General features: G+C 64.9%; 18 protein-coding genes. 8 read left to right on the top strand and 10 right to left on the bottom strand.

What is annotated here, in order from left to right; all coding sequences use genetic code 11:
- Positions 1-82 precede the first annotated feature (82 nt).
- Positions 83-1,915 (bottom strand): DUF6541 family protein, encoded by a 1,833-nt coding sequence (locus tag A6E15_RS05275; RefSeq protein ID WP_076144426.1) that lies wholly within the window; start codon positions 1,913-1,915, stop codon positions 83-85.
- A 229-nt stretch (positions 1,916-2,144) separates the two neighbouring features.
- Positions 2,145-3,155: a DUF1616 domain-containing protein gene (locus A6E15_RS05270; RefSeq protein ID WP_076144424.1), complete on the bottom strand. Its 1,011-nt coding sequence runs from the start codon at positions 3,153-3,155 to the stop codon at positions 2,145-2,147.
- A gap of 224 nt (positions 3,156-3,379) precedes the next feature.
- Between A6E15_RS05270 and A6E15_RS05265 the strand changes: the two genes are divergently transcribed.
- On the top strand, positions 3,380-4,390 hold the full coding sequence (locus tag A6E15_RS05265; RefSeq protein WP_076144421.1) for a lipid II:glycine glycyltransferase FemX: 1,011 nt from the start codon (positions 3,380-3,382) through the stop codon (positions 4,388-4,390).
- A gap of 50 nt (positions 4,391-4,440) precedes the next feature.
- Here A6E15_RS05265 and A6E15_RS05260 read toward each other — a convergent pair whose 3' ends face one another.
- Positions 4,441-5,562, bottom strand: coding sequence for a GNAT family N-acetyltransferase (locus A6E15_RS05260; RefSeq protein WP_084177339.1), 1,122 nt, complete (start codon positions 5,560-5,562; stop codon positions 4,441-4,443).
- Complete coding sequence (locus tag A6E15_RS05255; protein ID WP_076144417.1) at positions 5,528-6,505, bottom strand: polysaccharide deacetylase family protein; 978 nt, start codon at positions 6,503-6,505, stop codon at positions 5,528-5,530. Before A6E15_RS05255 ends, A6E15_RS05260 begins: the two co-directional genes overlap by 35 nt.
- Before the next feature lie 226 nt (positions 6,506-6,731).
- Between A6E15_RS05255 and A6E15_RS05250 the strand changes: the two genes are divergently transcribed.
- On the top strand, positions 6,732-8,345 hold the full coding sequence (locus A6E15_RS05250) for an alkaline phosphatase family protein (protein ID WP_076144415.1): 1,614 nt from the start codon (positions 6,732-6,734) through the stop codon (positions 8,343-8,345).
- 22 nt (positions 8,346-8,367) lie between these two features.
- On the opposite strand, the gene A6E15_RS05245 is transcribed toward A6E15_RS05250, so the two are convergent.
- The gene (locus tag A6E15_RS05245; protein ID WP_076144413.1) at positions 8,368-9,675 is read right to left on the bottom strand and encodes a hypothetical protein; all 1,308 of its coding nucleotides are present in this window, start codon (positions 9,673-9,675) and stop codon (positions 8,368-8,370) included.
- Positions 9,676-10,018: 343 nt separating this feature from the next.
- Between A6E15_RS05245 and A6E15_RS05235 the strand changes: the two genes are divergently transcribed.
- From A6E15_RS05235 to A6E15_RS05225, 3 genes are all read left to right on the top strand, one after another.
- Complete coding sequence (locus tag A6E15_RS05235; protein WP_076144409.1) at positions 10,019-11,806, top strand: hypothetical protein; 1,788 nt, start codon at positions 10,019-10,021, stop codon at positions 11,804-11,806.
- Positions 11,807-12,316: 510 nt separating this feature from the next.
- On the top strand, positions 12,317-13,267 hold the full coding sequence (locus tag A6E15_RS05230) for a hypothetical protein (RefSeq protein ID WP_076144406.1): 951 nt from the start codon (positions 12,317-12,319) through the stop codon (positions 13,265-13,267).
- Between the two features lie 428 nt (positions 13,268-13,695).
- The gene (locus A6E15_RS05225; protein ID WP_175607211.1) at positions 13,696-15,498 is read left to right on the top strand and encodes a hypothetical protein; all 1,803 of its coding nucleotides are present in this window, start codon (positions 13,696-13,698) and stop codon (positions 15,496-15,498) included.
- A 397-nt stretch (positions 15,499-15,895) separates the two neighbouring features.
- Here the strand turns inward: A6E15_RS05225 and A6E15_RS05220 are convergent, their stop codons facing one another.
- Positions 15,896-16,489: a DUF7344 domain-containing protein gene (locus A6E15_RS05220; protein ID WP_076144401.1), complete on the bottom strand. Its 594-nt coding sequence runs from the start codon at positions 16,487-16,489 to the stop codon at positions 15,896-15,898.
- A gap of 748 nt (positions 16,490-17,237) precedes the next feature.
- Here A6E15_RS05220 and A6E15_RS05215 point away from each other — a divergent pair.
- The gene (locus A6E15_RS05215) at positions 17,238-18,197 is read left to right on the top strand and encodes a transcription initiation factor IIB (RefSeq protein WP_076144399.1); all 960 of its coding nucleotides are present in this window, start codon (positions 17,238-17,240) and stop codon (positions 18,195-18,197) included.
- Here A6E15_RS05215 and A6E15_RS20800 read toward each other — a convergent pair.
- Positions 18,190-18,366, bottom strand: coding sequence for a hypothetical protein (locus tag A6E15_RS20800; protein ID WP_175607210.1), 177 nt, complete (start codon positions 18,364-18,366; stop codon positions 18,190-18,192). The genes A6E15_RS05215 and A6E15_RS20800 overlap by 8 nt on opposite strands.
- 136 nt (positions 18,367-18,502) lie before the next feature.
- Between A6E15_RS20800 and A6E15_RS05210 the strand changes: the two genes are divergently transcribed.
- Positions 18,503-20,446, top strand: a complete 1,944-nt coding sequence (locus A6E15_RS05210) for a DEAD/DEAH box helicase (protein WP_076144396.1) — start codon at positions 18,503-18,505, stop codon at positions 20,444-20,446.
- A gap of 346 nt (positions 20,447-20,792) precedes the next feature.
- Here A6E15_RS05210 and A6E15_RS20260 read toward each other — a convergent pair whose 3' ends face one another.
- On the bottom strand, positions 20,793-21,191 hold the full coding sequence (locus tag A6E15_RS20260; protein WP_139326566.1) for a hypothetical protein: 399 nt from the start codon (positions 21,189-21,191) through the stop codon (positions 20,793-20,795).
- A gap of 11 nt (positions 21,192-21,202) precedes the next feature.
- Positions 21,203-22,501: a hypothetical protein gene (locus A6E15_RS20255; protein WP_139326565.1), complete on the bottom strand. Its 1,299-nt coding sequence runs from the start codon at positions 22,499-22,501 to the stop codon at positions 21,203-21,205.
- Between the two features lie 615 nt (positions 22,502-23,116).
- Between A6E15_RS20255 and A6E15_RS05205 the strand changes: the two genes are divergently transcribed.
- Complete coding sequence (locus A6E15_RS05205) at positions 23,117-24,880, top strand: ATP-binding protein (RefSeq protein WP_076144393.1); 1,764 nt, start codon at positions 23,117-23,119, stop codon at positions 24,878-24,880.
- A gap of 14 nt (positions 24,881-24,894) precedes the next feature.
- Here A6E15_RS05205 and A6E15_RS05200 read toward each other — a convergent pair whose 3' ends face one another.
- Positions 24,895-26,001, bottom strand: coding sequence for an aminotransferase class I/II-fold pyridoxal phosphate-dependent enzyme (locus A6E15_RS05200; RefSeq protein WP_076144390.1), 1,107 nt, complete (start codon positions 25,999-26,001; stop codon positions 24,895-24,897).
- Positions 26,002-26,085 lie beyond the last annotated feature (84 nt).

Genomic DNA, 26,085 nt, shown 5'->3' with positions numbered 1-26,085 from the left:
CGGAGAACGGACGGAAAGGGGTATTGTTATAGCGGCGTTTACCGCCTCGAGGGCGGAGTAGGTGCCGGGGAGAACGGCTGTGTCACGTCGCCGTCTCGTTCCCGGGGACGTAGTACAGTTCGAACTCGCCGTTGGACTGGATCCGGTTCACGCCCGGCTCCCGGCCGATGCCATCGAGACCGGACGCGGTGTACCGGAGTTCGCGATACGCACCGACCTCTCGTTCGTAATCGGCCCGCGTCAACGAGAGGTACCGATCGGCTTCGTACTGGCCGGCAACTCCCGCCTCGAGTTCGGCCGCTGACACGTCCCGGTGGGCGTCGCTCCGGTCTTGGTTCCCGTTCACCGCGTCGTCGTACCGGTCGGGCCCGTTTCGCAGGCCGAGGAACTCGATCTCTTCGTTCCGTTCGTCGAACGCGGTCCGATAGCCGTCCATCGCAGCGTCGGTCACGTGCGGCGACGCCTTGTACGCGTAGGGGGAGGGAAACACCGCGAGCAGCGAGACGACGAGCAAGATGGCGAACCCGAAGGCGAACACCGGACTCCCGGAGACGGACGCGTTCGAGTCGGCGGTCCAGTTCGAGAGACGCCTCGAGAGCCCGTGTAACGCGATCGCGCCGAGAATCGTGACGAAGACCATCATCAACCCGAACACGCGGAAGTACATCTTCGATCCGGCGGCGACGGAGTAGGCCACGAACACCGGCCCGAGCGCGATCACGGCGACGGTGAAGTACGTGGTCTCGGGGCGGACCTCGTCGAGCCATTCCGAGCGGCGGACGACCAGCGCGGCGAGGACGAGGCCGCCGGTCAGCAGCGAGAACGCGAGCTGGGCAGAAAACAGCTTGAGAAAGATCCCGAGTAGGCTCCCGCCGATCGCGGAGAGCGACGATCCCTGCGTTCCGACCGTGTCGCCGACCGCACCGCCTCGGCCGAACAGGAAGTCGACGGTCGAGCCGAGGAAGTACCGGATCGTGCCGCCGAAGAATCCGTAGTTCGAACTCCACAGCAGGAATGCGGCCCCCAGAAACAGCGCCTGTCCGTAGACGGGCGTCTGGTCGGCGATTCGCCCGCCACTATTGGCCACGCGCGAGAGGTACTGGACGACACAGATCCCCAGTAACGCGACGAACAGGTGTGCTGCGAGCTGTGGGTGATAGAGGACCACCCCGAGCGACGTGAGGGCGAACGCGACGCCGACGGCGGAAAACGTGACCCCGTCGTGAGCGGTTCGGAGGTACTTCGTGAACAAATAGAGCAGGACCCCCGAGAACAGCACCGCCTGCGACATCGAGTGGGGGGACAGATACATCGAAATCGTCGTGATCGGCAACAGGAGGAACGCCGAGAACCCGCCGATCGTCGCGGCTCGACCGTCCGGAAGGATCGTGCGGAGACAGAGCGGGACGAACAGACAGAACAGTACTGCCGCCAGCACGACGACGAACAGCATCGATCGCGAGAGCGGAACGCCGACCGTCGAGTGGACGAGCGTCGTCACCGTGTGGATGCCGGGATAGAACAGTTCGAAGGGGAGGTACGTCCCCTCGCTGATACCGCGAGCCCACCCCAGGTGGGTCAACGCGTCGTAGTGCCCGTAGAAGCGATAGCCGCGAACGATCGGGAGTGCGACGAAGACGACCATCACGAGCCCGCCGAGAAGGAGCGCGGTCACGCGATCCCCGCGTGGCCGACGTTCCCGTGAGAACGGGACGAACGCGACGGCAAGCGAGACGCTCAGTGCGACCAACAGCCCCGCCCAGACCGCCCGCGGCGTCATCGTGTAGATCGATATCTCGTAGCCGGTCGCGGGGTTAGCGTGCGCGACGAGCGCGCTGGCGCTGACCGCGAGAAAGCCGATCGCGAGAACCAGCTTCCGAATCGGATCGTCGTCGACGGCTGAGTGGGATGACATTCGAACTACCCTGACGTTGCCCGATCGCGGGCCTTGTTATTCACCGGTTGCCGACCGTAAGCTAGCTCGTACCGTCTCTACGGAGCGAACGACATCGAGATCGGACCCGGCCGGAATCGACCGGCGAACCGGCGCTTCGAATCGTGAGCGCCGGTTGTCGAGGGTCGCTCGAGTCGCTACCGAGGCGTCGAGGCCCACTCCGTTCGAACCGACGGTGACGAGCGGCCGCTCACTCGCCGTCGGTGACGTCGACCCAGACGTAGCTGTGACGGTACGCGTTCCCGGTCGTCGGCGTCTCCGGAACGTCCCCGTCGTATAGGAGGACGGCAATCCGGATCGACCCCTCCTCGGCCTCGGGTGACAGGGTGCGATCGGCGTAGGCCGTGTCGCCGGCGTCCACGCCGTAGTCGACCCGCTGTAACTCGTTGCGTTCGACCACCTCTCCGTCCTCGAGGCGCTGCTCCTGGACGACGGCCGTGTACTCCTCGTCGGCCCCCTCCTGATTCTCGACAGCGACGACCAGCGGGACGGCTTCACCGGGTTCGATCTCCGAGGGATAGTCCGACGCGACGAGTTCGCCCGTGTCGTCCTCCGTGAGCAGTCGGAGGCTCGTGTACTCCTCGCCGTCCTGGGGTGCGACGAGCGCGTAGCCGACCGTCGTCAGCGCGAGGAGCATGCTGAGGGCGAGGACGACGTTGACGGCGACCTGACGCGTCGACCTCGCGTCGAAGATCGCTGCACGAGCCGCCTCGAGTCGGCGGCCGGGCCGATAACGGTCGGCGGGCGGAACCGCCAGTCGGCGGGCGATCGCGACGCCGGTCCCGAGCAGGGTGGCCCCCGCGACGGCGTTGACGACGACCGAGGTGGTGAACCCGAACGGCGTGGCGGCGATCACCAGCCCCAGTGGCGGGAGGAGCGCGAAGCTCAGCCCGAACGACAGCGCCGCTCGCTCGGCGTCGGACAGGGGAACCGTCTGTCGGAGCAGGGACCGGCCGTCGGCGCTCGCGGGCGTCTCCCGGGGGAAGAGTACGGACAGGAACACGTAACCGGGCGCGAGGAACAACAGCGGGAACCCGACTGTCGCCCGCAGGACCGGCGACGCGGCGTCGACGACCGTCAAGAGGACGGCCGCGACGAGGACGAAGCCGGCGACACCGAGCAGATCGATGGGGGAACCAGCGAGGAGGGACTTGCTTCGCCGCCGCAGGGCCGCGACCGGCTGAAATGGCAGGCCTTTCATTGTACTTTCTCGACCGCACCATCCTGTCAGGTATTGTTACTAGTCGGCTACCGTGGCGGTCGAGGCCGGCCCCGCTGGGACAGCGCCCCGACTCCCGACAGCGCGAGCGAACCCGTCGCTTCAGACGACGGAAACAGGCTGCTTACAAAGTAGCTGTACGGGGAGTCTCCGCTCATGGAACGCCGAGCGACGACCGCCCCGATCGCACGCGAGGGATCGCGACCATGAGCATCGACGTCCGCGTCGCGACGGGGGACGATCTGGACCAGTGGAACGGGTACGTCGAGCGATCGCCACAGGGGCGGCTGGGTCACGAACTCGAGGCGCTGCGGGTACAGGCCGACCACGCGGACGCGACGCTGCATCCGCTGGTGGGGTTCAAAGGACAGGAGCCGGTTGGGATCTTCCCCGTCTTCGAGATCACGAAGCGGGTCGTGACGACGGCGTTTTCGCCGCCGCCGGGCCTCCGCGTTCCCTACCTCGGGCCGGCATTCCTGAACATGGGGAAGCTGAAACAGCGCAAGCGCGAGCGCCGGCGACAGCGGTTCATGGACGGCTGCTTCGAGTGGATCGAGTCCGAGTTGAACCCCAAATACGGCCACGTCCGCACCGCGACGACCTTCGACGACGCGCGGCCGTTCCAGTGGAACGAGTACGACGCGACGCCGGCCTACACCTACGCGGTCGACCTCGAGCGGGACGAAGACGCCCTCCTGATGTCGTTCAGCAGCGACGCGCGGAGCAACGTCCGCAACGCCGACGACGACGCCTACGAGATCGACGTCGGCGGCCGCGAGGAGATCCGGCTGATCCACGAGCAGGTCCGGAACCGGTACGAGTCCCAGGGGATCGACTTCGACGTGCCGCTCGCGTTCGTCCTCGACCTGGCCGAGAGGTCGCCCAACGGCCACGTCCGCCCCTACACCCTCCGGGTCGACGGCGAGTTCGTCGGCGGCATCCTCGCGCTGGAGTACGGCGACGCCGTCGGCCGCTGGCTCGGCGGCGTCCGCACCGACGCCGACGTCGACGTCCCGACCAACGACCTCCTCGATTGGGCGATCATGCGCGACGGACTCGAGCACGGGCTCGGGACCTACGACCTCGTCGGGGCCGACACCCGCCGGATCAACCGCTACAAGGCGAAGTTCAACCCCGAGTTGCGGACCTACTACAGCCTCGAGTACGGCTCCTGGGGGGTCCGGCAGGTCGCGTCGCTGTACGACTCGGTCAAATAGCGCGATTCGAGGGGGCGTCCGCAGCCGCATCGGGTCCCACCCACCGGAGTTCAGTTCCTGTCGTGACTGAGGTACGTCGTCGCCCAGTTGTCGCCGTCGTCGATCGCGTCGCCGCCGAGCGTCCAATCGGATTCCGGCGAGAGCGGTCGGACCATCAGCGTCGTCGTCTCCGTTACGGGCGAAAGCGGCGGCTTGTCGTCGGGCAGAAAGCCCCGTTTCAGGAGCGTCGTTCGGGGAATCGAGTCGGACGAAGCGACCAGCAGGTCGGCCGCCCGGTTGTCCGCGAGGACGGCGGTCAGGAGGCGCTCGCGGACGGCAGTCGACCCGTCAACACCGGAGAGGACATCGAGGATCATCGTCCGCGTCAGTCCGGGGGACCGGTCCGTCCCGGTAATCATCGCGGCGCGGTCTCGGTCGCCGTCGGTCGCGAGATACGCGCGGTACTCCCAGTCGGGCCTGCGGAGCCGCCACTGCAGGAACCGCTCGTCTCGCGGGACGTGGAACCCGTCGGGAACCGACTCGCGATAGAGCGACGCGAGACGCGCCGCTGGAACGGGTTCGTGACGGCGGACGCTGACATCGGCCCCCGCCGATCCGCCGTCCGCAACGAGATCCCACGCGGCCAGATACCCCCTCGCGACCGGTGAGGCGGCACTCGAGGCGAGGGCCATGACGCCGTCGCCGCTCCCGGCGGCGATCGCCGACGGGTCGTGGATGCGGTAGTACGACGTGCGTTCGGCGGCCACTCGCCAGCCGAGCTGTCGGTTGCCGGCGCGGGTCTTGCTGTTAGGGAAGTTGAAACAGAGTTCCGGCTCGCCGTCCCGGTAGTCCTCGATCGCCGCCTCGGTCAGCCGTGTGAACAGCCCCTGCCGACGGTGGGCCTCGTGGACCATCGTGTCGCACGGTTGTACCGCACGGACGACGGTGCGGCCCGTCCGGAGCGGCAGGGCGAAAAACGAGCGCGCACCGACGATCTCGCCGTTTGCCGCCGCGACGTAGATCGGGACGCGGTCGGCGTAGGGGTTGTCCCGATACTTCCACCGGAACCAGCCCTCGTCCGGTCGCCGCCCGAAGACGTCGTCGTACAGCGACAGGTACCCCTCGAGGTCCCCGCGCCGAAACCGCCGAATCGTGTAGTCAGTCATCGTCGCCGACCGCTCGAGCGGCGCCATCGGTCGTGGCCTCGTGTGTGGCGTCGTCCAGAACGCGATCCGTCACGTCGGCCATCGTCTCGACCGAGAGCAGCCCGCGGTCGCGCCGGTCGGCGACGTACGAGAGGATCCGACGGAGCCGGTCGCGGTCGGACTCCCGGACCAGGTTGTTCGGGTGGAGCCAGACGTGGAAGATGCCGTCGCGCTCCGCCGCCGCGTCGATCCCCATCTTGGCCTGTCTGACGACGGGGTCCTCGCCGATCGTTCGAGCGACGCGACGAGCGGGACCTTCGAACGAGAAGAGATCCAGCGAAGCCGGGACGTTCACGAGACCGTGTTCGTCCACGGTCGGTCGAACGAGCGGCGGCGGCGTCTCGCCGACGGTGTAGCTCGCGAACTTCGCGAGCGGATACGCCGGCGAGCCGTCGTACCAGCGCGGTGGCGAGACGTCCCGATACCCCCTGAAGCCGTGTTCGGCCAGAAGATCTCGGAACCCGACGACGTTGCGCGGGAAGACGAACGACGAGGCGGGCAGATCGCGTTCGCGAGCGATGGTCGCACAGCGTCGAATCTCCGCCGCCGCGATCTCGGGCGTGATCCGTTCCCGATCGAAGACCGTGTGCGAAAACGCGTGCCACCCGATCTCGTGGTCGGCGTCCGCGTCCCGGATCCGGTCGACGAGGTCCGGGCCGAACCACCGCTCGTTCTCGCTCGCGTCACCGCCGGGATCGGAGGAGAACCATCCCGAGCCCGCGGCGGGATGGTCACGATGGGCTCCGTCACACTCCTCGAGTAGCAGGTGGCCGACGACGGCCCACGTGGCGGGGATCGAGTACTCGTCGAAGACGTCGATCGCTCGTTGCCAGCCCGCTCGAGCGCCCCGGACCCGGCGTTCGGGCGGGGAGTCGAGGTCGTGAAATCCCCACGCGAGTTCGGAGTCCAGTGAGACGACGATCGTTCCCATGTGAGATGACCGTACTCGAACGGTGTTAGTTACGCAGCTGTTATACTCTCGAGAAGTGACTCACAGGGAGGGAATACCTGCGGTCAGCTGTTCCCTCGCGGGCGAACGCGCAGTCGGGCACCGCCGCCGGGCCGAACGCCCTGCGCCGGCCGCGGGGTCGTGAACACCGGATTTCCGACGGGAATTCGATCAATAACGAAAGGAGAGTGTCCCGGAATCGTCAATAATGGACGACGGATCCTCCCTTCGAACGCTACTCGTCGGCATCGACGCGGCCTGCGAGCGGATCCTCGAGCCGCTGTTCGACGCCGGCGAGGTACCGACCCTCGAGTCGCTCTACCGGGACGGCGCGAGCGGCCCGCTCGAGTCCCAGATTCCGCCGTGGACGGCCTCGGCGTGGCCGTCGCTGTACACCGGGATGAACCCGGGCAAACACGGCGTCTACGGGTTTCTGTCCTTCGACGGCTACGACTGGGACGTGGTCAACGCGACCGACGTCCGCGAGCGGACGCTGTGGGAACTGCTCGACCGACACGGGATCACGAGCGTCGTCGTCAACGTCCCCGTGACCCACCCGCCACGGGAGTTCGACGGCGCGTTGATCCCCGGCTACACCGCGCCGGAAGACCCCGACTGTCACCCCGCCGGCCTGCTCGCGGACGTGCGAGAATCGATCGGCAAGTACCGGGTCTACCCCGACGAGGACGCCGCTGACCGCGGGAGCGCCTACGCCGACTGCGTCCGGACCCGCGGCGAGGCGTTTCGGTATCTCGCCGACCGGTGCGATCCGGAGTTCGGCTTCCTCGAGTTCCAGGCGACCGACTCGATCTTCCACGAGCGCCCCGACGACGACGCGGCGATCCGGTCGATCTACCGCGAGGTCGACCGCCAGCTCCGCGAGACCGTCGCGGCCCACGATCCGGACACCGTGATCGTCGCCAGCGACCACGGGATGGGACCCTACGACGGCTACGAGTTCCGCGTCAACGACTATCTCCGTGACCGCGGCGTCGTCGAGGCCGAACGCGGCGGCGAGGGAATGCCCACGTGGGCGACGGTCAGAGACGGCAACCTCAAGGAGGGCGACGACGCCACGAGCTACGAGCCCGGCCTCGCCGAGCGTGCGATGGCGAGGGCCGCGGGCGTCGGACTCACGAGCCAGCGGATCGGTGCCGTCCTCGCGCGACTCGGGATCGACGACGTCGTGGCCGAGTACGCCCCCGCGGGGCTGGTCAACGCGGGCGCGACGCAGGTCGACTTCGCGGCCTCGACCGCCTCCGTCCGCTCGCGGATCGAACTCGGGATCCGCATCAACCTCGAGGGCCGCGAGCCCGACGGGGTCGTCCCCCGCTCGGAGTACGAGACCGTCCGGTCGCGGCTCATCGGTGAGTTACGGTCGGTCACGACGCCCGACGGCGACCCCGTTTTCGAGACCGTCGCTCCCCGCGAGGAGTTCTTCCACGGCCCCGAGAGCGACCGCGCCGTCGACGTCGTGACCGTGCCGGCGGACTTCGATCACCTCCTGTCGGCGACGCTGCGCGACGAGCAGTTCGGCCCGCCGAGCGAGCCCTGGAACCACAAGCTCGAGGGGACCGTCGCGGCCAGCGGCGACGCGATCGATCCCGATGCGGGGGTCGGCCGGCCGCACCTGTTCGATATCGCGCCGACGGTCCTCGCGACGCTTGGCGTTCCGGCCGACGAGCGGATGGACGGCGAGGCGCTGCCCTGCGTCGAGCCGACCGAAACCCGCTCGTATCCCCGGTTCGACGCGGACCCGTCGGTCGAGACGGCCGACGAGGGGGTCGAGAAGCGACTCGCGGATCTGGGATACCTCGAGTGACGCCGCGTGGCCCGTCGACGGCCTACCGCTCGGAGCGAACGGTTCGAAGGCCGGCCTTCGCCGTCGTCCAAGCCGGGTAGACCGCGTTGTAGACGGCCGTCGGCGCGTTTCGCGCGCCGGCCCGGAGGAGTCGATGGGACAGCGGCGGCTCCGAGGCCGTAATCAACTCGTCCAGATCGACGCCGTCGAGCCACTCGAAGAAGGCCCGCTCGGCCGGCGACGACGGCTCGGTCTCGCGTGCGCGCTCGCGAATGTCGGCCCACATGTGGCGCTCGTCCTGCCCGAGGACCCAGTCGCCGCGCTCGAGCGAACGCCGGAGGCGGCGATAGTCGGCGTCGGTGAAGGGGTAGCCGTGGTCGGTCGGCTCGAGGCCGGCCAGCCGGAGCCCGACCGAAGTACGATAACACTTCTCGCACTCGCCGCAGTTGCCGTCCATGCGGTCGTTACAGGTCTGGAGTTGCAGGTCGGGATCCTCGGTGCGGACGTAGTCGGCGATGAGATCGAGGCGCTCCTGGCGGGTGAGTTCGTAGGCGTCGTGGTGACACCGGGTACCGGCCCACCGAACCCGCTCGTCGATATCGGGACGGGAGCCCCACTCGAGATCGATCCCCTCCCAGTGGGTCGCGGCGACGGAGAGGTCCGTCATGCCGCGGGCGTACGCGAGGGGGGCACAGAGCCCGAGCAGCCCCAGCCCGTGGCCGACGGAGCTGTACCAGCCGCCGTCGACGTGGCGCTTGTAGTGGGCCAACAGCATGGGGTGATCGAGGAAGGAGAGCATGTTCGACTCGACGAACGCGGCGTCACAGTCGCGGTCGTCGGCGAACCCCGACACGCGCTCGCGGAGCGCCGCCCACTTCTCGTCGTCGGCCGCGTCGGGGGTGATCGTCCAGCCGCGGATACCGATCAGCGTCGGCGATTCGTCGCGATGTCGCACGTACGAACACGTCGAGTCGACCCCACCGGTAAAGAGCAGTCCGCGTTCCCCGTCCGGTTCGGGATCCGGCTCGACGGTCCGGCGGGCGTAGAGCTCCCCACCCTCGAGGAAGTCGTACATCGCACACAGCGACGCTTCGACGTCCTCGAGAGCGCGGGCGAACGTCGCGTCGACCTCGTCGACGTAGACGTCGGCTCCGTTGGCCCACGCGACCGGACAGACGTGTGCGAGAACGGGGATCGCGAGGATCCCCTCGGGGACGTTCTCGATGGGGGCGTCGTAGCCGGCGCGAAACGGGTCGTCGGTGAAAAACCGCTCGAGATCGCTCGACGGGCGGACGGACCACTCGAGCGTGCGGTCGTCGACGGATAGCTCATCGATGAGAACGGATGACATTCGGAATCGCCTCTTGCCTCGAGCGGATCACGACCGTCTACAAAAACAATCGGAGCCGTCGATCGGTTCGGGATCGAGACATCGTTCCGTAGCCGACCGTTCGGAACGACAGGGTAGCCATACGGACGTCGCCGCCGAGCGCTCGCGACTCGAGCCGATCCCAGGCGGTTTCCGACGGCGATATCGACCATAACGGCACCGATAGCGGTCGCACGGTCGTCGACGAGACCGAGTCACACACCTGCTTTCGAACGTAAGAGACGGATAACAAACGGTGCCAGTGCCGACGGCTGGACCAACACATGCGTGTCGAGAGCCCGCCAAACGGGCGCGGTGAGAACGCGTGAACCGCTCGCGACTCGACGTGACGCTCGCGGTCGGCTACCTCGCGGTCGCTGCGGGGATCCTCGTCGCGAGAGCCAACCCCGCGACGGCGTACGAATCCTCGGTGTACACCGGCTCACCGACCGAGGTCTGGGTCGGGTTCGCGCTCGCGCTCGCGATCGCGGTCGGGACGGCGCTTACCTGTCGCGGCCGGCGGCAGGGAGTCGGAATCGCGCTCGGCGCAACGACGGTTACCGCCGTCGCGAGCCTCCCCGTACTCCGGAACTATCGGTTCCTCGGGATGGGCGACCCGATGACCCATCTGGGCTGGACGCGGGACATCGTCTCGGGCGGGACCGCACCCCACGAACTGTTCTATCCGGGCCTCCACGCGATCGCGTCGGTCTTTCACCTCGTCGGCGGCGTCTCGATCGAACGCGCGCTCCTGTTCGGCATGGTCGTCCTGTTCGTCCCGTTCCTGCTTTTCGTCCCCCTGACCGTCCGGGAGATGGCCGACAGCGGGCTCGCGGTCGGACTCGCCGCGATCGTCTCCTGGATGGTACTGCCGGTCAACAACATCGCGACCCACATGGCCGTCCACACCAACTCGAACGCGCTGTTTCTGGTCCCGCCCGTCGTCTTCGCGGTCGTCGCCTATCTCCGCCGCCGAGCGACCGTCGAGCGGCTGCCGCTCGGACTCTCGCCGTTCAGCGTCCTCCTCGCTCTCACCGCGACCGCGCTCTTGCTGGTCCACCCCCAGCAGATGTTCAACGTCGTCGTCCTCATCGGCGCGATCACCGGCGTTCAGTATCTCGCCCGCTGGCGGTTCGACGACCACCCGATGCTCGAGCATCCGACCCTGACCGCACAGACGCTGCTTCTCGGCGGACTGTTCGGGCTCTGGGCGCTGGGCAACGAGCGGTTCCGATCGGCGGCGGTCGCGCTCGTCTCCGGGCTGCTCACGGACGACACCGGAACCGGCAACACGGTGAACCAGCGCGGGACGTCGCTGACGGAGATCGGCGGCAGCCTGCCGGAACTGTTCGTGAAGCTGTTCCTCGACGCGGCGATCGTCGGCCTCGTCGTTGGCCTGTTCGTCCTGGTCGTCTGGCTCCGCCGCTCGAGCCTCGAGGCCGAGCCCCGCGCGTTCGTCAACTACGTCTCGCTCGCGCTCGTCCCGCTCGGCGGCCTCTTCGCGGCCTACTTCCTGGGCACGCCGACGATGGCGTTCCGGCAGGTCGGTTTCATCTACGTGTTGCTGACCATCCTCGCCGGGATCGCACTGGCACAACTCCTCGGCGGGCTCTCGAGTTGGATCACGAGACCGGGTGCGAACGCGGTCGTAGCGCTGCTCCTCGGGGGCTGTCTCGTCCTCGGGCTGCTCACGATGTTTTCCTCGCCGTTGATCTACAATCCGGGCCAGCACGTGACCCCAGAGATGATGAGCGGCTACGAGGACGGGTTCGAACACGGTACTAACGGTACCCCCCACGTCGGAATGGGGTTCGATCCCTACCGGTACGACCACGGAATCAACGGTCTCGCCGGCGACGACACGCTCAGCGCCGCGTCCGCGGCCACCGGCTCCACCAACGCCACCGAGTTCTCCGCCGGCAACTACAGCGGTGCCTACCCCGCCGACGAGTACTACTTCGTCTACACGGAGTGGGACCGTACGAAGGAGATCGAGATCTACGACCAACTCAACTACCGGCGCGCGGCGCTCGAGGGACTGGTGCGGTATCGCGGCGCGAACAAGGTCATCTCGAACGACGAGTTCGAGATGTACGCCGTCCGAGACGCGTAGGCCGACCGGCGTCGATCTCGAAGCACCGGTGGTCGCCGGAGCGAGCCGCTCGAATCGTCGTCTCTCGCCCGCGCGAGCGACACGTCGAAACCGCGCCGCGAGTCGTGATCGGTCCGTCGTCGCTCGTCTCGTTCGCCACCGTCGACTCGCGCCGCTGCCGCCCGCTTCGGCCCGCGCGATTCTCCTGCCACCCGCGTTGAAGCGCGAGTAATAGCCTGTTACGAGCGAAAAACACGATCGTGCGCCGTCGAAACAGTGTCGTCTCCGGAACGGAAGGATCGGTTCGACGGGAGCAATCGGCCTCGAGCGGGCCAGAAACTATCGTATGTGAATGTTGCCGGGGAAAACAATTGCTTACCGGCTACCGATTCCTCACGATCACGTTCGTAATTTCGTGAATTCACGGCGGTATCTTGTTCGTGATTCCACAGTGTTAGAAATATAGTCTGTAAATTTAAGACGTGTCTGCAAGAAAAAGTTTATGAGTGTAAGCCGGTGTTACGATGATGTATGGCGCAGAACCCCCGTACGTCCGAAACGGAATCCACTCCGATTACAGGCCGTAACAGCGGATTAAGCCGCCGAAACTACGTGCGCTCGCTCGCCGCGGTGGCGACCGCGACGACCGCACTCGGCGGTGCCGGCGCGGCCGCGGCCGAGGACGACTACGAGGTCATCGAAGCCCAGGGACAGACGATCACCCTCGACGAGGGCGAGACCTGGGAGAACAAGCTCATCGACATGACGACCGGGCAGGACATCGTCGTCACCGCCCACAGCAGCGACTGGACGATCCGAAACGTCGGCTTCAAAGGCGAGAACACCTCCGGAACCGGTTCCGCCACGTTCGGTATCTCCGACACCGGCAACGGGACCAGTACCGTCGAGAACGTCTACCTCGGCGACGGCTCGAGTACGGGCAACGGCAACCCGAACGGCCACGGACAGACGGCCTTCTGGGTCGCCCCGGATCACAACGGTCACATCGACTTCGAGAACGTCAACATTCAGAACTTCGCGGACAACGCGATCTACGGCTCCGCGCCCGGCAACAAAGGCGGCGGCACGATCCACATCGACAGCAGTTTCGCCGCCAACTGTTACGTCTCGCACTTCCGACTCGGGACTGAGGGCAGCAAGGTCACCAACTCGAGCGTCTACGTCGACGAAAGCAATGGCTACGTCGGCCGCGGGATCTGGGCGTGGGCCCCCGGTACGGTCGAGGTCGAGGGCTGCCAGATCGAGATGAACGGCCAGAACACCGCCATCGACGCGGGCGCGAACGGCAACCCGACCGAGGTCGTCATCGCGGACTCCGAGTACGACGAGAACGCCGGTGTCGCGGAACACGCCGGCTCGACCGTCAAACTCGGCGACGGCGTCGGAACCGACCCCGAGGCCGTCATCCCCAGCGGCGTCCCGACCTCGCCCGAGGAAGCGGCGTCGGGCGCGTCGAACTGAGTCGCCGACGGACCCCGTCACACCCCCCGCTGACACGTCCTTCTCCGACACCGCTGACGCCGGCCCCTCCACATCACAACCCTGCTGACCGCTTCCCGCCACCGCAGTCCCGCTGACGCCGCACCCCTCCACCGTTTTCCGCTGTTCTTCCGCACCGCTTCCGGTCCTCGGGTTCCCCGTTCCGACGCCGGAGCGTCGAGTAATCAGTGATTATCGATCGAGGTCGCCCTCGAGCGGGCCCGGAATCGGCCGCCCGTCCTGGTAATAGCTACTTACCGAGGTCCCGAGCCGAAAGTTGCGCCTCATAAAATGCATTGCCGAATATCACCAAATCTTCTGCGAATAGTGCTGTATATAGTTACAGTCTGTTAATTTTATGCCCGCAAATAGGGAAAGTTTATACTGGTAGTATCGTATTACCCGATTGCATGGCACGCGACCCTTCGGTATCGGACGGCGAGTCGTCCCCCTCCCCGCGCGGGGAGGCGAGCGACGAGAGCGATAAGGACGGATTACTACACCGGCGATCGTACATGAAGCTGGCCGGGACGACGACGGCGGCGGCGACGCTGACGGGGGCGGCGGCCGCCGCCGGCGACGACTACGAAACCATCGAAGCCCGCGGGCAGACGGTCAGGATCGGCCGCGGCGAAACCTTCGAGAACAAGCTGATCGACCTGACCACCGGCGAGGGCTTCCTGCTCTACGTCGACGGCGCGAACGCGACGATTCGGAACGTCGGGTTCGAGGGACTCTATCGGGGTGACTCCTTCATGATCTCGATCAAGGCCGGTGCCGGTGACGTCCTCGTCGAGAACGTCTACCTCGGCGACGGCGCGACCAAGGAGGGCTCGAGTTTCGTTCACGGGCCCGGCGGCGTCTTCATGCACCCGGAAAACGACGCCGACGTGACGTTCCGGCGCTGCAACGTCCAGGGGTTCCCGAACAACGGTTTTTATTGTTCCAACACGCCTTACGGCGGCAGCGTCCGCTTCGAGCGCTGTTTCGGCAAGAACAACGGCGTCACCACGTTCCGCTGTGGCAGCGCCGACGACGAGATCGTCGACTGCGTCGCGTACAACGACGACACCGACTACGGCCCCGGTTACGGCGGCTACGGCGAGACCGACGGTCGCCCCGTCTGGGTCTGGAACGGCGGGACCGTGACGATCCGCGACTCCCACTTCGCGGCCGGTCCCTACCCCTACGCGCTCGTGGCCGGCGCGAACGGCTCGCCCGGCAGCGTCGACTTCCAAAGCGGCGGCGTCCGCGGCGAGATTCAACGCGCCAGCGGCTCGACGGTCGACGTCGCCAGCGCCGTCTCGAGCGACCCCGATCTCTCGGTCCCCGACGGCGTTCCGACGACGCCCGAAGAAGCCGCGACGGGCGAGGGTTCGAGTGATTCGGCCGCCGACTCGGCCGACGGGACGGACGGCGACGGGCTCCCGAACCTCCTGCTGGTCGACGGCAGTTCGGCGGACGCGACGCGCTACGAGTTCACCGTCGACGGCGACGTCGAGCGCTCGAACGCCGAGGGCGCGTCGATCGACGACGAGGACACCATCGACGGCTCGACGGTCCGGGGCAGCGTCGCCGACTGGAAGGACGCCTTCCGCTTCGACGGCGATCTCGCCGAACTGACCGTCGATGGCCCCGGCACCGTGCTGGTCAACGGCGACGCGGTCGATCCCGACGATTACGGCTCGGACCTGCCTCACGTCCTCGAGGTCAGCGGCGACGGAACGGCGACGAGTTACGAGATCACCGTCGACGGGACGATCGACCTCGCAGACGACGAACCGGCCGCGGAGGCCACGACCGTCTCGGGCTCGACCGTCCAGAGTTCCGTCACGGACGGCACCCAGACCTTCCGGTTCTCGGGCGCGCTGACCGACGTGACGTTCACGGACGGGACCGCGACGATCACGGTCGACGGCGAACCGATCGACCCCAGCGAGTACGGCGCCCACGAGATACTTCCCCACGCGCTGGTGATCGACGGCACCGACGCCGACGGGCCGACGACCTACGCCCTCGAGGTCGACGGGGCGATCGTCAAGTCGGACTACCGCGACGCCTCGATCGACGACGAAGACGTCGTCGAGGGGCGGGCGGTTCGCGGCGCGGTCGGCAATTGGCTCGACGCCTACTGGTTCGACGGCGATGTCGTCGACTTCCGACTGCGCGGGGACGCGGCAGTCGACGTGCAGTACAACGCGCGCGATCAGTAACGCTCGAGTTTTTTCCGGTCGCGAGCGCGCTGCCCCGTGGGCCGCGGGGACTCGTAACGGCGGCCGCGAGTGCCGGCCGGACTCGTCTCTCGAGACGGAGTGAGGACTGTTCGGGTCGGAGCGTATCGAGAAGGCTCCCGCGCCTGGAACAGCTGCTGGCACGCGACTGCTCCGGTACTGGATGACGGTCGTCGGGAGCCAGTGACCCCTACGGAACCAGGTAGTAAAAAGGCTTCTCAGCGGTCGGCGGTACGGCGATCGGTCGTGGCGATCGGACGGGCGCGACTCCGATCAGGCAACTCGAGCGACGACCCGCCGCTCGGTGGGCGAAAGTGACCGGAACCCGCCCGGAGTGACGACCGTCGAAACGGACGAGTCGAGACCGGCGGATCGGGGATCACTCGATGCGGGAGAGTTTGCCGTCGACGTTGCGCTCCTGATGGTGGTTCCGGACGAGATGGGCGCCGGAGAGACAACAGAACGCGGCGATGACGACGGCGGCGAGCGCGGTCATCGGAACGGCGGCAAGCACGGGAAAGCCGAGAAACGCCGCAGCGAGGAGGGACGCACCGACCACACTGAGGGCGGCGTACCACCGGTCCCACCGGTCCTGTCGATGGGTCTCGGTATCGAGATACATCATCAGCAGGTCGGCGTTGTCCGACAGCGAAATCAGCCCGCGGTCCTGATCGTACTCGACGATGCCGGCGTCGTCCATCTTCGGCAGGTGGGTCTGATAGAGGGCGACATAGACCCGTTTTCGCTGATCGGAGCTGAGCGCGTTGATTTCGGTGTCGTTCTCCCAGGCCGCGATCTGTTCGGCGAGTTCGCCGAGGGTGACGGTTTCGTCGGCTTCCAGCAAGTATGTGAGGACTTCCCGCCGTCTGCGATTCTTTAATAGTTCGAAAATGACGTCCTTCGAGAGACGCTCGCCCTCGTCGTCGGTGACCGACGCGATCTCGTCGGGCAACGACGTATCGACCGAGGACATCACCGACTCCCCCCGGTCGTATCCGTCCCATTCGAGCTTGTTACACCCTGACACCGGAACGCCGGATCCCCGGCATATCGACTCGACGACGACCGCTGTACGTTCAAACGGCGGGTCGAAATCACGTTTGACACACCAGGTTGAACACCAACAGAGATACTCTTAAACACGACTACGTTTCGCACCGTCTGCAAAGGAGGTACGGATCGACTTCTCGGCCGACCGCTAGCGGCGGCCGCTCGAGGGCGAGACGGGCAGTGACGACGGGCGTCGAGCCCGGTTCGTATCCGGGGATTGCGTGCGTATATCGACGACGTACGGGCGAGTAAGGGGTGAAAGGAACGACGACCGTGCGGCGAGGGGGTACGTCGGGACACGGCACTGGTACCGAACGTCCGCTGGGACCGATATAAATTCGAGCGACAGTTCACACACGAAAGAGCGGTTTACGGAATGAAGGGGTGATTTACGTCGGCGACTCGGCGAAACGGTCGGACCGTTTCTTGTTGCATGTGATCAGTAGTCAGAGTGGGTCGAAACGACCGATCGGCGGTCGTTTCGCCCGGACACGACCGATGGGACACGGTTTCGACCCGACCGTCGGGGCTGTTCGCTCGCGGACAGTCGACGGCCGGGTCCTTTCTCTCCGCTTTCCGCTTCGGATCGCCGGGCGGGAACGGTAAGTCGGTGTTTCCGCCGAAACCATGTGAACTCCTTACAATGCCGGCACGGTTTCGGTCGAGTACTAATGACGCGGTCTATCATCGATCACGCCAGCGACGAATCACAATCCGAGCAGGTCGAGGCTGGTCTGTGTCCCGACTGTGAGACCGACACGATCGTACACGATCCCGATCGAGGAGAGCGTGTCTGTGAGGAGTGTGGGCTCGTCCTGACCGAGGAGCCCATCGACTACGGGCCCGAATGGCGGGCGTTCAACGCACAGGAACACGACGAACTCTCCCGGGTCGGCGCGCCCCTGACCCAGTCGATGCACGACCGGGGGCTGACGACGACCATCGACTGGCGCAACAAGGACGCCAACGGCCACTCGATGTCCGCGGACAAACACGGCCAACTCCATCGACTGCGGGTCTGGCAGGAACGGATCCGGACGAAAAACGCCGGCGAACGCAACCTCAAGTACGCCCTCTCGGAGATCGACCGAATGGTCAGCGCGCTGGGCGTCCCCAGGCCAGTCAAGGAGACAGCGAGCGTTATCTACCGGCGAGCGCTCGAGCAGGACCTCATCCGCGGGCGCTCGATCGAGGGCGTCGCGACGGCGTCGCTGTACACCGCCTGCCGGAAGGAGGACATCCCCCGGAGCCTCGAGGAAGTAACCGCCGTGTCACGCGTCGAGCAACGGGAGATCGGTCGGACCTACCGGTACATCGCGGACGAACTGGACATCAACCTCGAGCCGACGAACCCACGGCAGTTCGTCCCGCGGTTCTGTTCGGAACTCGACGTCGGCACGGACGTCGAGACCAAGGCCGTCGAGATCATCGACCGGACGACCGAGCAGGGCCTGCACTCGGGCAAGTCGCCGACCGGCTTCGCGGCCGCGGCCATCTACGCCGCCGGGCTGCTCTGTGACGAGACCATCCCACAGCGGGCCGTCGCCGACACCGCCCAGACGACCGTCGTCACGGTCCGGAACCGGTACCGCGAGCAGCTCGAGGCGATCGATCAGCAGCCGGCTACATGACCGAGCGGTCGTCCTCGCCGTAGAACGCCTCGTCGACCAGCGCGTGGAGGTTGTCGTAGGGGACGAACGCGATGAACTGCTCGTCGTCGTTGTAGAGTTCAACGCCCGTATCCGTGCGGTCGTACCGGTCGCACTCGATCTGTCCCTCGGGGAGGATCGCGCGGTACATACCCCGACTCGACACCGCCCAGTCGCATATAGCTATCCGGGCTCGCGGCCGGGTCGTCCCGGACGGCGCCGCCGGCCTCGAGCGGCCGGCACCCGCGAACGAAATCGGTTTACCCGCACCGCCGTTAGACCGGGCAGTGACCGACGAACGTTCTGCGACACCCTCCGACGAGCAGCGAAGCGACCCCGATCTTGACGAGTCGGCCGGCGGCGGGTCGACTGCCGGCGGCGAGGCGACCGACGCCGACGAGGGAGCGACCGATGCCGAGGAGTTCACCATCGCCGACTTCCACGACGCCAGCCAGCGGGAGGGCCGGCCCGTCCTGACCGCCGCGGCCGTCGCCCGCGCGCTCGATATCCCCCACGAAGACGCCAGCGACCGGCTCGCGGAACTGGCCGAGGACGGCTCCCTCGAGCGACTTTCGGTCTCGACGGATCCGGTTGTCTGGTACCCGACGGAACTCGAGGACCTCACGGACCGCGAGCGGATCGTCGTCTTCCCGAAGCGTCGGGAGATCGTCGTCGACCGTCCGGACCAGTTCACGCGCGCGCAACTGGCCCAGTTCGCCCACCTGGCCGACGCCAACGGCGAACAGGGGTATCGCTACGTCGTCCGGCCCGAGGACGTCTGGAGTACGCCCCACGACTCGTTCGAGAATCTCGCCCGAACGATGCGACAGGCGCTCGGCCAGCGCTCCGAGGCCCTCGAGGAGTGGGTCCACGGCCAGTGGGACCGGGCCCACCAGTTCCGGCTGACCACCCACGAGGACGGCTACACCGTCCTCGAGGCCCAGACGCCCGAGATCATGGGCAACGTCGCCCGCCAGAAACTGGACGAGGAACACGTCCACGCACCGATCTCCGAGACGGAAGACTGGGTCCGGGAGGGCGCGGAGGCGGCGATCAAGCGGATCCTCTACGAGGCCGGCTACCCGGTGCAAGACCACCGCGACCTCGAGTCCGGCGAAGCGTTGTCGATCGACCTGCAGGTGTCGCTGCGGGACTACCAGCGAACGTGGGTCGATCGCTTCGCCGAGGCCGGCGAGGGCGTCTTCGTCGGCCCGCCGGGCAGCGGGAAGACCGTCGCGGCGATGGGCGCGATGGCCCACGTCGAGGGCGAGACCCTCGTCCTCGTGCCGAGCCGCGACCTCGCCCAGCAGTGGGCCGACACGATCGTCGAGTACACCTCGCTCGAGCCCCATCAGATCGGCCAGTACCACGGCGGGCGGAAGAACGTCCGCCCGGTGACGATCGCGACCTACCAGATCGCGGGGATGGACCGCCACCGCTCGCTGTTCGACGACCGCGAGTGGGGGCTGGTGATCTTCGACGAGTGCCAGCACGTCCCCTCGGACGTCTATCGGCGGAGCACGCACCTGCAGTCGAAACACCGGCTGGGCCTTTCCGCCAGTCCCATCCGGGAGGACGACCGCCAGACCGAGATCTTCACCCTCGTCGGCCCGCCGATCGGCACCGACTGGGAGGCGCTGTTCGACGCCGGCTTCGTCGCCGAACCCGAACTCGAGATCCGCTACGTGCCGTGGGGCGACGACGAGCAGCGAAACGCCTACGCGTCGGCCGAAGGCCGGGAGAAGTACCGCATCGCCGCCCGCAACCGGGGCAAGATCGACGAGGTGCGGTACCTGCTGTCGGCCCATCCCGAGGCGAAGGCGATCGTCTTCGTCGACTACCTCGAGCAGGGCCGGGAACTCTCCGAAGCGCTCGAGGTGCCCTTCCTCAGCGGGGAGACGCCCCATCACGAGCGCCGGCGGCTGCTCGAGGAGTTCCGGCGCGACGAGCGGGACCTGCTGCTGATCTCGCGGGTCGGCGACGAGGGGATCGACCTGCCGACGGCCGATCTGGCCATCGTCGCCTCGGGGCTGGGCGGCTCCCGCCGGCAGGGGACCCAGCGGGCCGGGCGGACGATGCGGCCCGCCGGCGGCGCGCTGGTCTACGTTCTGGCGACGCGTGGCAGCCGCGAGGAGGACTTCGCCCGGAAACAGCTCCAGCACCTGGGCCGGAAGGGGATCACGGTCCGCGAGCAGCGGGTCGACGACGGTCCGAGCGAAGACGGGGACTGACCGCCGCGGCGACGAGCGGGAGGACGATTTCAGGTCCGCATCGAACGGCGACTTCGCGAGGCCGGCGTCGACGACGGTCTCGAGGTCCTCGAGGCGTGGGGTCGAGGACCTCAACGGGCCTACGCCGAGGTCGCGGATATATTCGAGAACCCACAAGAATCGGGAGGACCGTTCGGCGATCGGGACGCGGAAGTCGATGGGCCGAGAGCAACTCGTCGAAGTCGAGTACCCTGTCGCGACCGTCCCTGCTGGCGAGGCCGCGTTATTCGAGGATCCTATCTACGACCCCGGGTAGTCGTACGTCGAGTACAAAGCCAGTATTGATCTCCGAAATAATATAATATAACTAACATTCTGTCTGGTCAAATTGAATGAGTTCCTTATCTCGTACTCTTACTATTAACCTATTATCCTCACAATTACTCATAGAGAATTTATAATCACTAGTCGTTCCTGTATCAATAGTAACTTTAAAAGTATAGTTTCCACCATCAATAGCATCTTTCCGTAGCACATCCTCATTTTGACTGAGTGTGAAACTATCCTCAAAGACTATTCTATCATCTTGAAGTGCCCGAACTGATATTTCCCTCTGAGATTCGCTCCAATTCAAAATATACAAGGATATTTTCCGGTCACTCAGGACAGAGAGGCAACCTGAGAGTGTTGCTACAGACCCGATAGCAGTTGTTTTTATTAATTTTCTTTTCCCTAACTTGAACCCACCACAGGGATAATCATCCATTCTAAACTCACTTATCCAGACTCTAGGACTTCAAATTTTGGGTGGAGCGAGTGTTGATCTGCTGTTGAGAACACACCGACACGGGATCCATCGGTTCCTAGTTCCAATATTTGCCAATCAGTTTCTGCTACTATTTCGAATTCTTCTTCTCTATTCTCTTCCCCTCCGTGAACATTAAAGTAAACGCCACGGGAGTTTGTCTGTTCTCGTGGGAAGAAATCAATTGGATAGTCCCATTCTATTTCACGGTGTGGTTGGTTGATCTCGGGAGATTGCGCATTCCCATTTTTTGATATTGACCAGCCAGCTGAGATTATACCATATCCTGCGCCAATCGATATCCCGAAATTAAATTCGTCTCCGTTATCATGGTTTTCACCAGGATTAAGCTCACTAACATATGCATTATTATTCTGATATCCACGATTATAAGAGACATCGATATTGAATCTCATACTTATAGGACTCATAACATGACATGGAGTTCCATAGTTACAATCATCATATTGATCTTCACTCGGATCAGGAGTCTCAGAATAGAATCTTTGGACATTCCAACGATTCCATGTTCGAACTTGATCTGGATCATGTCCATTCTCTGCATCTGCAGTTAAATAAGTACAATATTTATATTGCCCTTCAACTTCTCCAATTGCAGAATGTGTTCTACGGTAATCTAAAACTTCGTATCGTGAATCATCACAATTTCCTGTATCGCAGCCTCCTGCCTGAGTAGTTAACTTGGTCCCTCTATTCTCTATGCTATCTGTTAGAAGGTCTTTTTCTTTAGTTGGTGCGTACTTTTTCACAACCTCTTCAACGTCATGCCGAGTATTATTAGATGATTTGGAGATCGAGAAGGCAATACGTTCCCGCTCAGGGGTTCGAACCACCCCTGTGAGGGATTTATCATCTTGAGCAAGAATTGTGATTTTTCTGGGTGTCTTTATTTGCCTGTCTTTTCCCTTGTTCTCTTCCTGGCTTTTTTTAGCAATTCCAATTTTGTCCACCTTCTCAAAATTACTTGTTATGAAACCCTTGTTTGAAATTTTTCGTTCGGGAGTTAATCCGCTACTCATATTAATTTCTTCACCAGAAACTCTAAGATTCCCCCTCAGTTTTCTTTGGGTGGAATTGAACTTGCCTGAAGCAGACCCAAGGATCTCATGAGTTGTGGGATCATATGCTACTCCCACATATCGACCGCTTGGTTTTGCACCAAGTACTGTCGGGAAAGAACTCAAGCCGACTACAGAAGTAGTTGCTGCTTTCATCACGTTTCGTCTTTTTACATTATAGTCTCCATCCATGTATTAATATATTCGGTCGTCAGTATCAGTTCTTTTTATATGGGAAATTATTTCTAGTATGAATAGCTATAAGATTGGTTGCTGTTATTACTATATAAGATATTGTGTTTCTAGCTTATATTAATTAGATTTCTATTTATAATTGTGCCAATCAATCGATTTGCAGTCTAGATTAATAGCGGGTCTTGTCGCCTCGAAAACGTAGATATATCCTCTTTGCGTCGGTTCTCGTTCTGATCGTTCTGGGCGTTTTCTGGGGTCCTTTTCTCCAAAGCTTGCATCTGGCAAGCGACGCTCGTTGAGGCTGTCGTCCTCGCGACTGCCGCCTCGTTCGAATACTGGAACGCACCGCTAGTGTACATACTGCTGGTCAACTCACTCGACTATGCCTGCGCTGTGACAGCTATTGATCTCGTCAAGGAGTTATTCGCGTGAGAGATCACCACCCAAACTTCGATCGAGAATTCGTGACGGCCGCAGGCGAGACAGTCGCGTCGTCGTAGCCGTAGTCCTCGCCGCCGCGGCCTCGCGGCTCGAGCCGAGGCCAATATTCAAGGTGTCGTGTTCGAACCGTACTGATATGACTGACTCGAGCGCGGCCGGGGTGGGGCGTCGGTGAGCGACGACACCAAGCAGCGCCAGATCCTCGTCGGCGAGACCGACGACGGTGCCGACCTCAAGCTGCCCGTGGTCGAACTGCTGACCGGACGCGGGTTCGTCACTGGGAAGTCGGGGTCCGGCAAGTCCAACACCGCGTCGGTCATCGCCGAGGAGTTGCTCGAGGCCGGCTATCCGCTCCTGATCGTCGACACCGACGGCGAGTACTACGGCCTGAAAGAGGAGTACGAGATGCTCCACGCCGGGGCCGACGAGGAGTGTGACATCCAGATCGGGCCGGAACACGCCGAGCAGATGGCGACGATCGCCCTCGAGGAGAACGTCCCCGTCATCCTCGACGTCTCGGGCTATCTCGATTCGGACGTGGCCGACGAGTTGCTCCGGGAGGTCGCCCGACAGCTGTTCGTCAAGGAGAAGAAGCTCAAAAAGCCCTTCCTGCTGGTCGTCGAGGAGGTCCACGAGTACATCCCCGAGGGCGGCGGGGTCGGCGAGACGGGGAACCTGCTGATCAAGATCAGCAAGCGCGGCCGCAAGCACGGACTCGGCATTCTGGGGATCAGCCAGCGGCCCGCCGACGTCAAGAAGGACTTCATCACGCAGGCCAACTGGCTGGTCTGGCACCGGCTGACCTGGGACAACGACACCAAGGTCGTCGGCCGGATCATCGACACCGAGTACTCGGACCTCGTCTCCGACCTCGACGACGGGCAGGCGTTCGTCCAGACCGACTGGACCGAGACCGACGTCCGGAAGGTCCAGTTCCGGCGCAAGCGGACCTTCGACGCCGGCGCGACCCCCGGCCTCGAGGACGTCGAACGCCCGGAACTCAAGTCCGTCTCCGACGCGCTGGTCGGGGACCTCCAGCAGATTTCAGAGCGCAAGGACCGCGAACAGGACCGGATCCAGGAACTCGAGACCGAACTCGAAAAGAAGGAAACACGGATCGAGACCTTGGAGGACGAACTCTCCTCGGCCCGGGACGTCTCGAGCGCGGCCAGACAGATGGCCGACGCCCTGCAGAACACCGAGACGGTCCAGTCCCAGCTGCCCGGCGGCAGCGATGATCTGCGCCGACTCCACGAGGAGATCGCGGACCTCGAGGCCGAGCGCGACGAGTTACGCGAGTCCCTCGAGGAACGCGACGAGCAGGTCGCGACGCTCGAGGCCGAACTCGAGGACCGAACCGCGGAACTCGAGCGGCTCCGCGGGGAGAACGAACAGTTGCGCGAGGTCGTCCGCGAGCGCGCGGCGGCGAGGCACGAGGCGGAACCGGACGGCGATACGGACGAGAGCCGACCCGGGGACGCCGGGACGGGGTCGGCCGACGGGGACGGGTCCGAGATCGTCCGGGCCGGCGGCGATCCCGTCGAGTTCGGATACACGCCCGTCGACGACGCCGACGGGGACTCGAGCGGAGACGCCGACTCGGCCGCGACCGGCGAGAACGGAGTCGTCGTCGCGGACGAGGACCGCCGCATCGGAGAGATACTCGAGACGGACATCGGGGACCGACTCGCCCGCGCCTGCGAGGGATCGCAGTGTTCGGTCGAGACGGCCGAGGTGATCGTCGAACTGTTCGCGCGGACGGGCCCGCTCCGGACCGAGACCGTCGCCGCCCGGGTCGATCGATCGCGGGTCGCGGTCCAGAGTCTGGTCTCGGAGCTGCGAACGGCGGGCGTCCTCGAGCGGGCGGGCGAGCGGACCTACGCGCTCCACGAGGACGTTCGGGCGGAGTTGCGGACCGCGACCGCCGGCGACTAGCCGGTTCCGAACCGTCACCGCCGGAGTCGATCGCCGACGGTTTCGATCGCGCTCGGCTCGATCCCCTGGTGGACCGGCAGGGCGACGACCGACTCGGCGTAGCGGTTCGCCGTCTCGTAGGCGTCGTTGCCCCGCACGGACTCCCGGAGGATCGGCCAGGTGTGGGCACCGGCGACGCCGCGGTCCTCGAGGGCGGCGAGAAACGACGACGAGTCGGCCGCCAGCACGGGATATTCGTAGGGGCTGATTCCGGTCGGTAGCTCCTCGTACAGCGGGGAGAGATCGTCGCGGTCGGCCAGCACGCGGCCCCACGCGCGGAAGTTCTCGCGGCGGGCGGTCCCGATCGCGTCCGGATCGGCGGCGTCGGTGACGACCGCCGAGAGCTTCGACATCGGTGCCTTCGCGGCCTCGTATCTGGCGGTCGGATCGACGCTCGAGACGTCGTCGTCGAGGAACGACTCGATCGATCGGTAGAGCGGGTCGAGTGCGGTTTCGGCGACCGACGTGGCGAGATAGCGGCAGTCACTGGCACCGAGTTGGCTCGCCCTGCCGGCCAGCGACGACGGCTCGAAGGCCGCCTCCACCTCGTCGCTGACCCGATAGAGGACGGCACCGTCGGGGACCGGTAGCAGCTTCCGTAGCGTCGTGATCCCGAGGTCGCCGTGAGTGCCAAGCAGCCGGCCGTCGGCGACGCTGATCGGCCCGTGGGCGTTGTCGTCGACGTGATAGCAGCCGTACTCGTCGGTCAGGTCAGCGAGCCGCTCGAGGCCGGGCTGGGGGAACCCGAAGTAGTTGACAGAGGTGACGGCGACGGTGTCCTCGTCCAGTCGGGACTCGAGGTCGGCGAAATCCGGGGCGAGGCTCTCCTCGAGGGCGTAGAACCGGGGCTCGAGCCCGAGTTCGCGAAACGGCTCGACGACGGCCGGCGAGAGGTAAGCGGGGACGAGGACGTTTTCCCCGGGTTCGACGAGGCCGGCGAGGCCGTCCCGGAGCGCGACCTTGCCGGCACCGTAGTAGGCGTAGCCGACGCCGGGAGCGTGGCGCTCGACGTAGGCGTCGATCCCCCCGGGGTCCGACCGCGAGAGCGAGGCGTCGAACACGGACGGGGTCGCACTGATCATGCCTGCGTTCCCGGGCGGTCAGTAGGAGAGAGGGTCATCAGCGAGACACGGTTCGTCCGTGCCCTTAGTGATGCGGACGATACG

The sequence above is a fragment of the Natrinema saccharevitans genome (assembly GCF_001953745.1).
Lineage (GTDB): Archaea > Halobacteriota > Halobacteria > Halobacteriales > Natrialbaceae > Natrinema > Natrinema saccharevitans.
The sequence above is the reverse complement of the archived record's forward strand: the minus strand, read 5'-3'. Positions and strand labels throughout refer to the sequence as shown.

What these genes read in the sequence shown, in the direction of transcription:
- A6E15_RS05275 (WP_076144426.1), bottom strand. Translation starts at nt 1,915, where the DNA reads ATGTCATCCCACTCAGCCGTCGACGACGATCCGATTCGGAAGCTGGTT.
- A6E15_RS05270 (WP_076144424.1), bottom strand. Translation starts at nt 3,155, where the DNA reads ATGAAAGGCCTGCCATTTCAGCCGGTCGCGGCCCTGCGGCGGCGAAGC.
- A6E15_RS05265 (WP_076144421.1), top strand. Translation starts at nt 3,380, where the DNA reads ATGAGCATCGACGTCCGCGTCGCGACGGGGGACGATCTGGACCAGTGG.
- A6E15_RS05260 (WP_084177339.1), bottom strand. Translation starts at nt 5,562, where the DNA reads ATGGCGCCGCTCGAGCGGTCGGCGACGATGACTGACTACACGATTCGG.
- A6E15_RS05255 (WP_076144417.1), bottom strand. Translation starts at nt 6,505, where the DNA reads ATGGGAACGATCGTCGTCTCACTGGACTCCGAACTCGCGTGGGGATTT.
- A6E15_RS05250 (WP_076144415.1), top strand. Translation starts at nt 6,732, where the DNA reads ATGGACGACGGATCCTCCCTTCGAACGCTACTCGTCGGCATCGACGCG.
- A6E15_RS05245 (WP_076144413.1), bottom strand. Translation starts at nt 9,675, where the DNA reads ATGTCATCCGTTCTCATCGATGAGCTATCCGTCGACGACCGCACGCTC.
- A6E15_RS05230 (WP_076144406.1), top strand. Translation starts at nt 12,317, where the DNA reads ATGGCGCAGAACCCCCGTACGTCCGAAACGGAATCCACTCCGATTACA.
- A6E15_RS05225 (WP_175607211.1), top strand. Translation starts at nt 13,696, where the DNA reads ATGGCACGCGACCCTTCGGTATCGGACGGCGAGTCGTCCCCCTCCCCG.
- A6E15_RS05220 (WP_076144401.1), bottom strand. Translation starts at nt 16,489, where the DNA reads ATGTCCTCGGTCGATACGTCGTTGCCCGACGAGATCGCGTCGGTCACC.
- A6E15_RS05215 (WP_076144399.1), top strand. Translation starts at nt 17,238, where the DNA reads ATGACGCGGTCTATCATCGATCACGCCAGCGACGAATCACAATCCGAG.
- A6E15_RS20800 (WP_175607210.1), bottom strand. Translation starts at nt 18,366, where the DNA reads ATGTACCGCGCGATCCTCCCCGAGGGACAGATCGAGTGCGACCGGTAC.
- A6E15_RS20260 (WP_139326566.1), bottom strand. Translation starts at nt 21,191, where the DNA reads ATGGATGATTATCCCTGTGGTGGGTTCAAGTTAGGGAAAAGAAAATTA.
- A6E15_RS20255 (WP_139326565.1), bottom strand. Translation starts at nt 22,501, where the DNA reads ATGGATGGAGACTATAATGTAAAAAGACGAAACGTGATGAAAGCAGCA.
- A6E15_RS05200 (WP_076144390.1), bottom strand. Translation starts at nt 26,001, where the DNA reads ATGATCAGTGCGACCCCGTCCGTGTTCGACGCCTCGCTCTCGCGGTCG.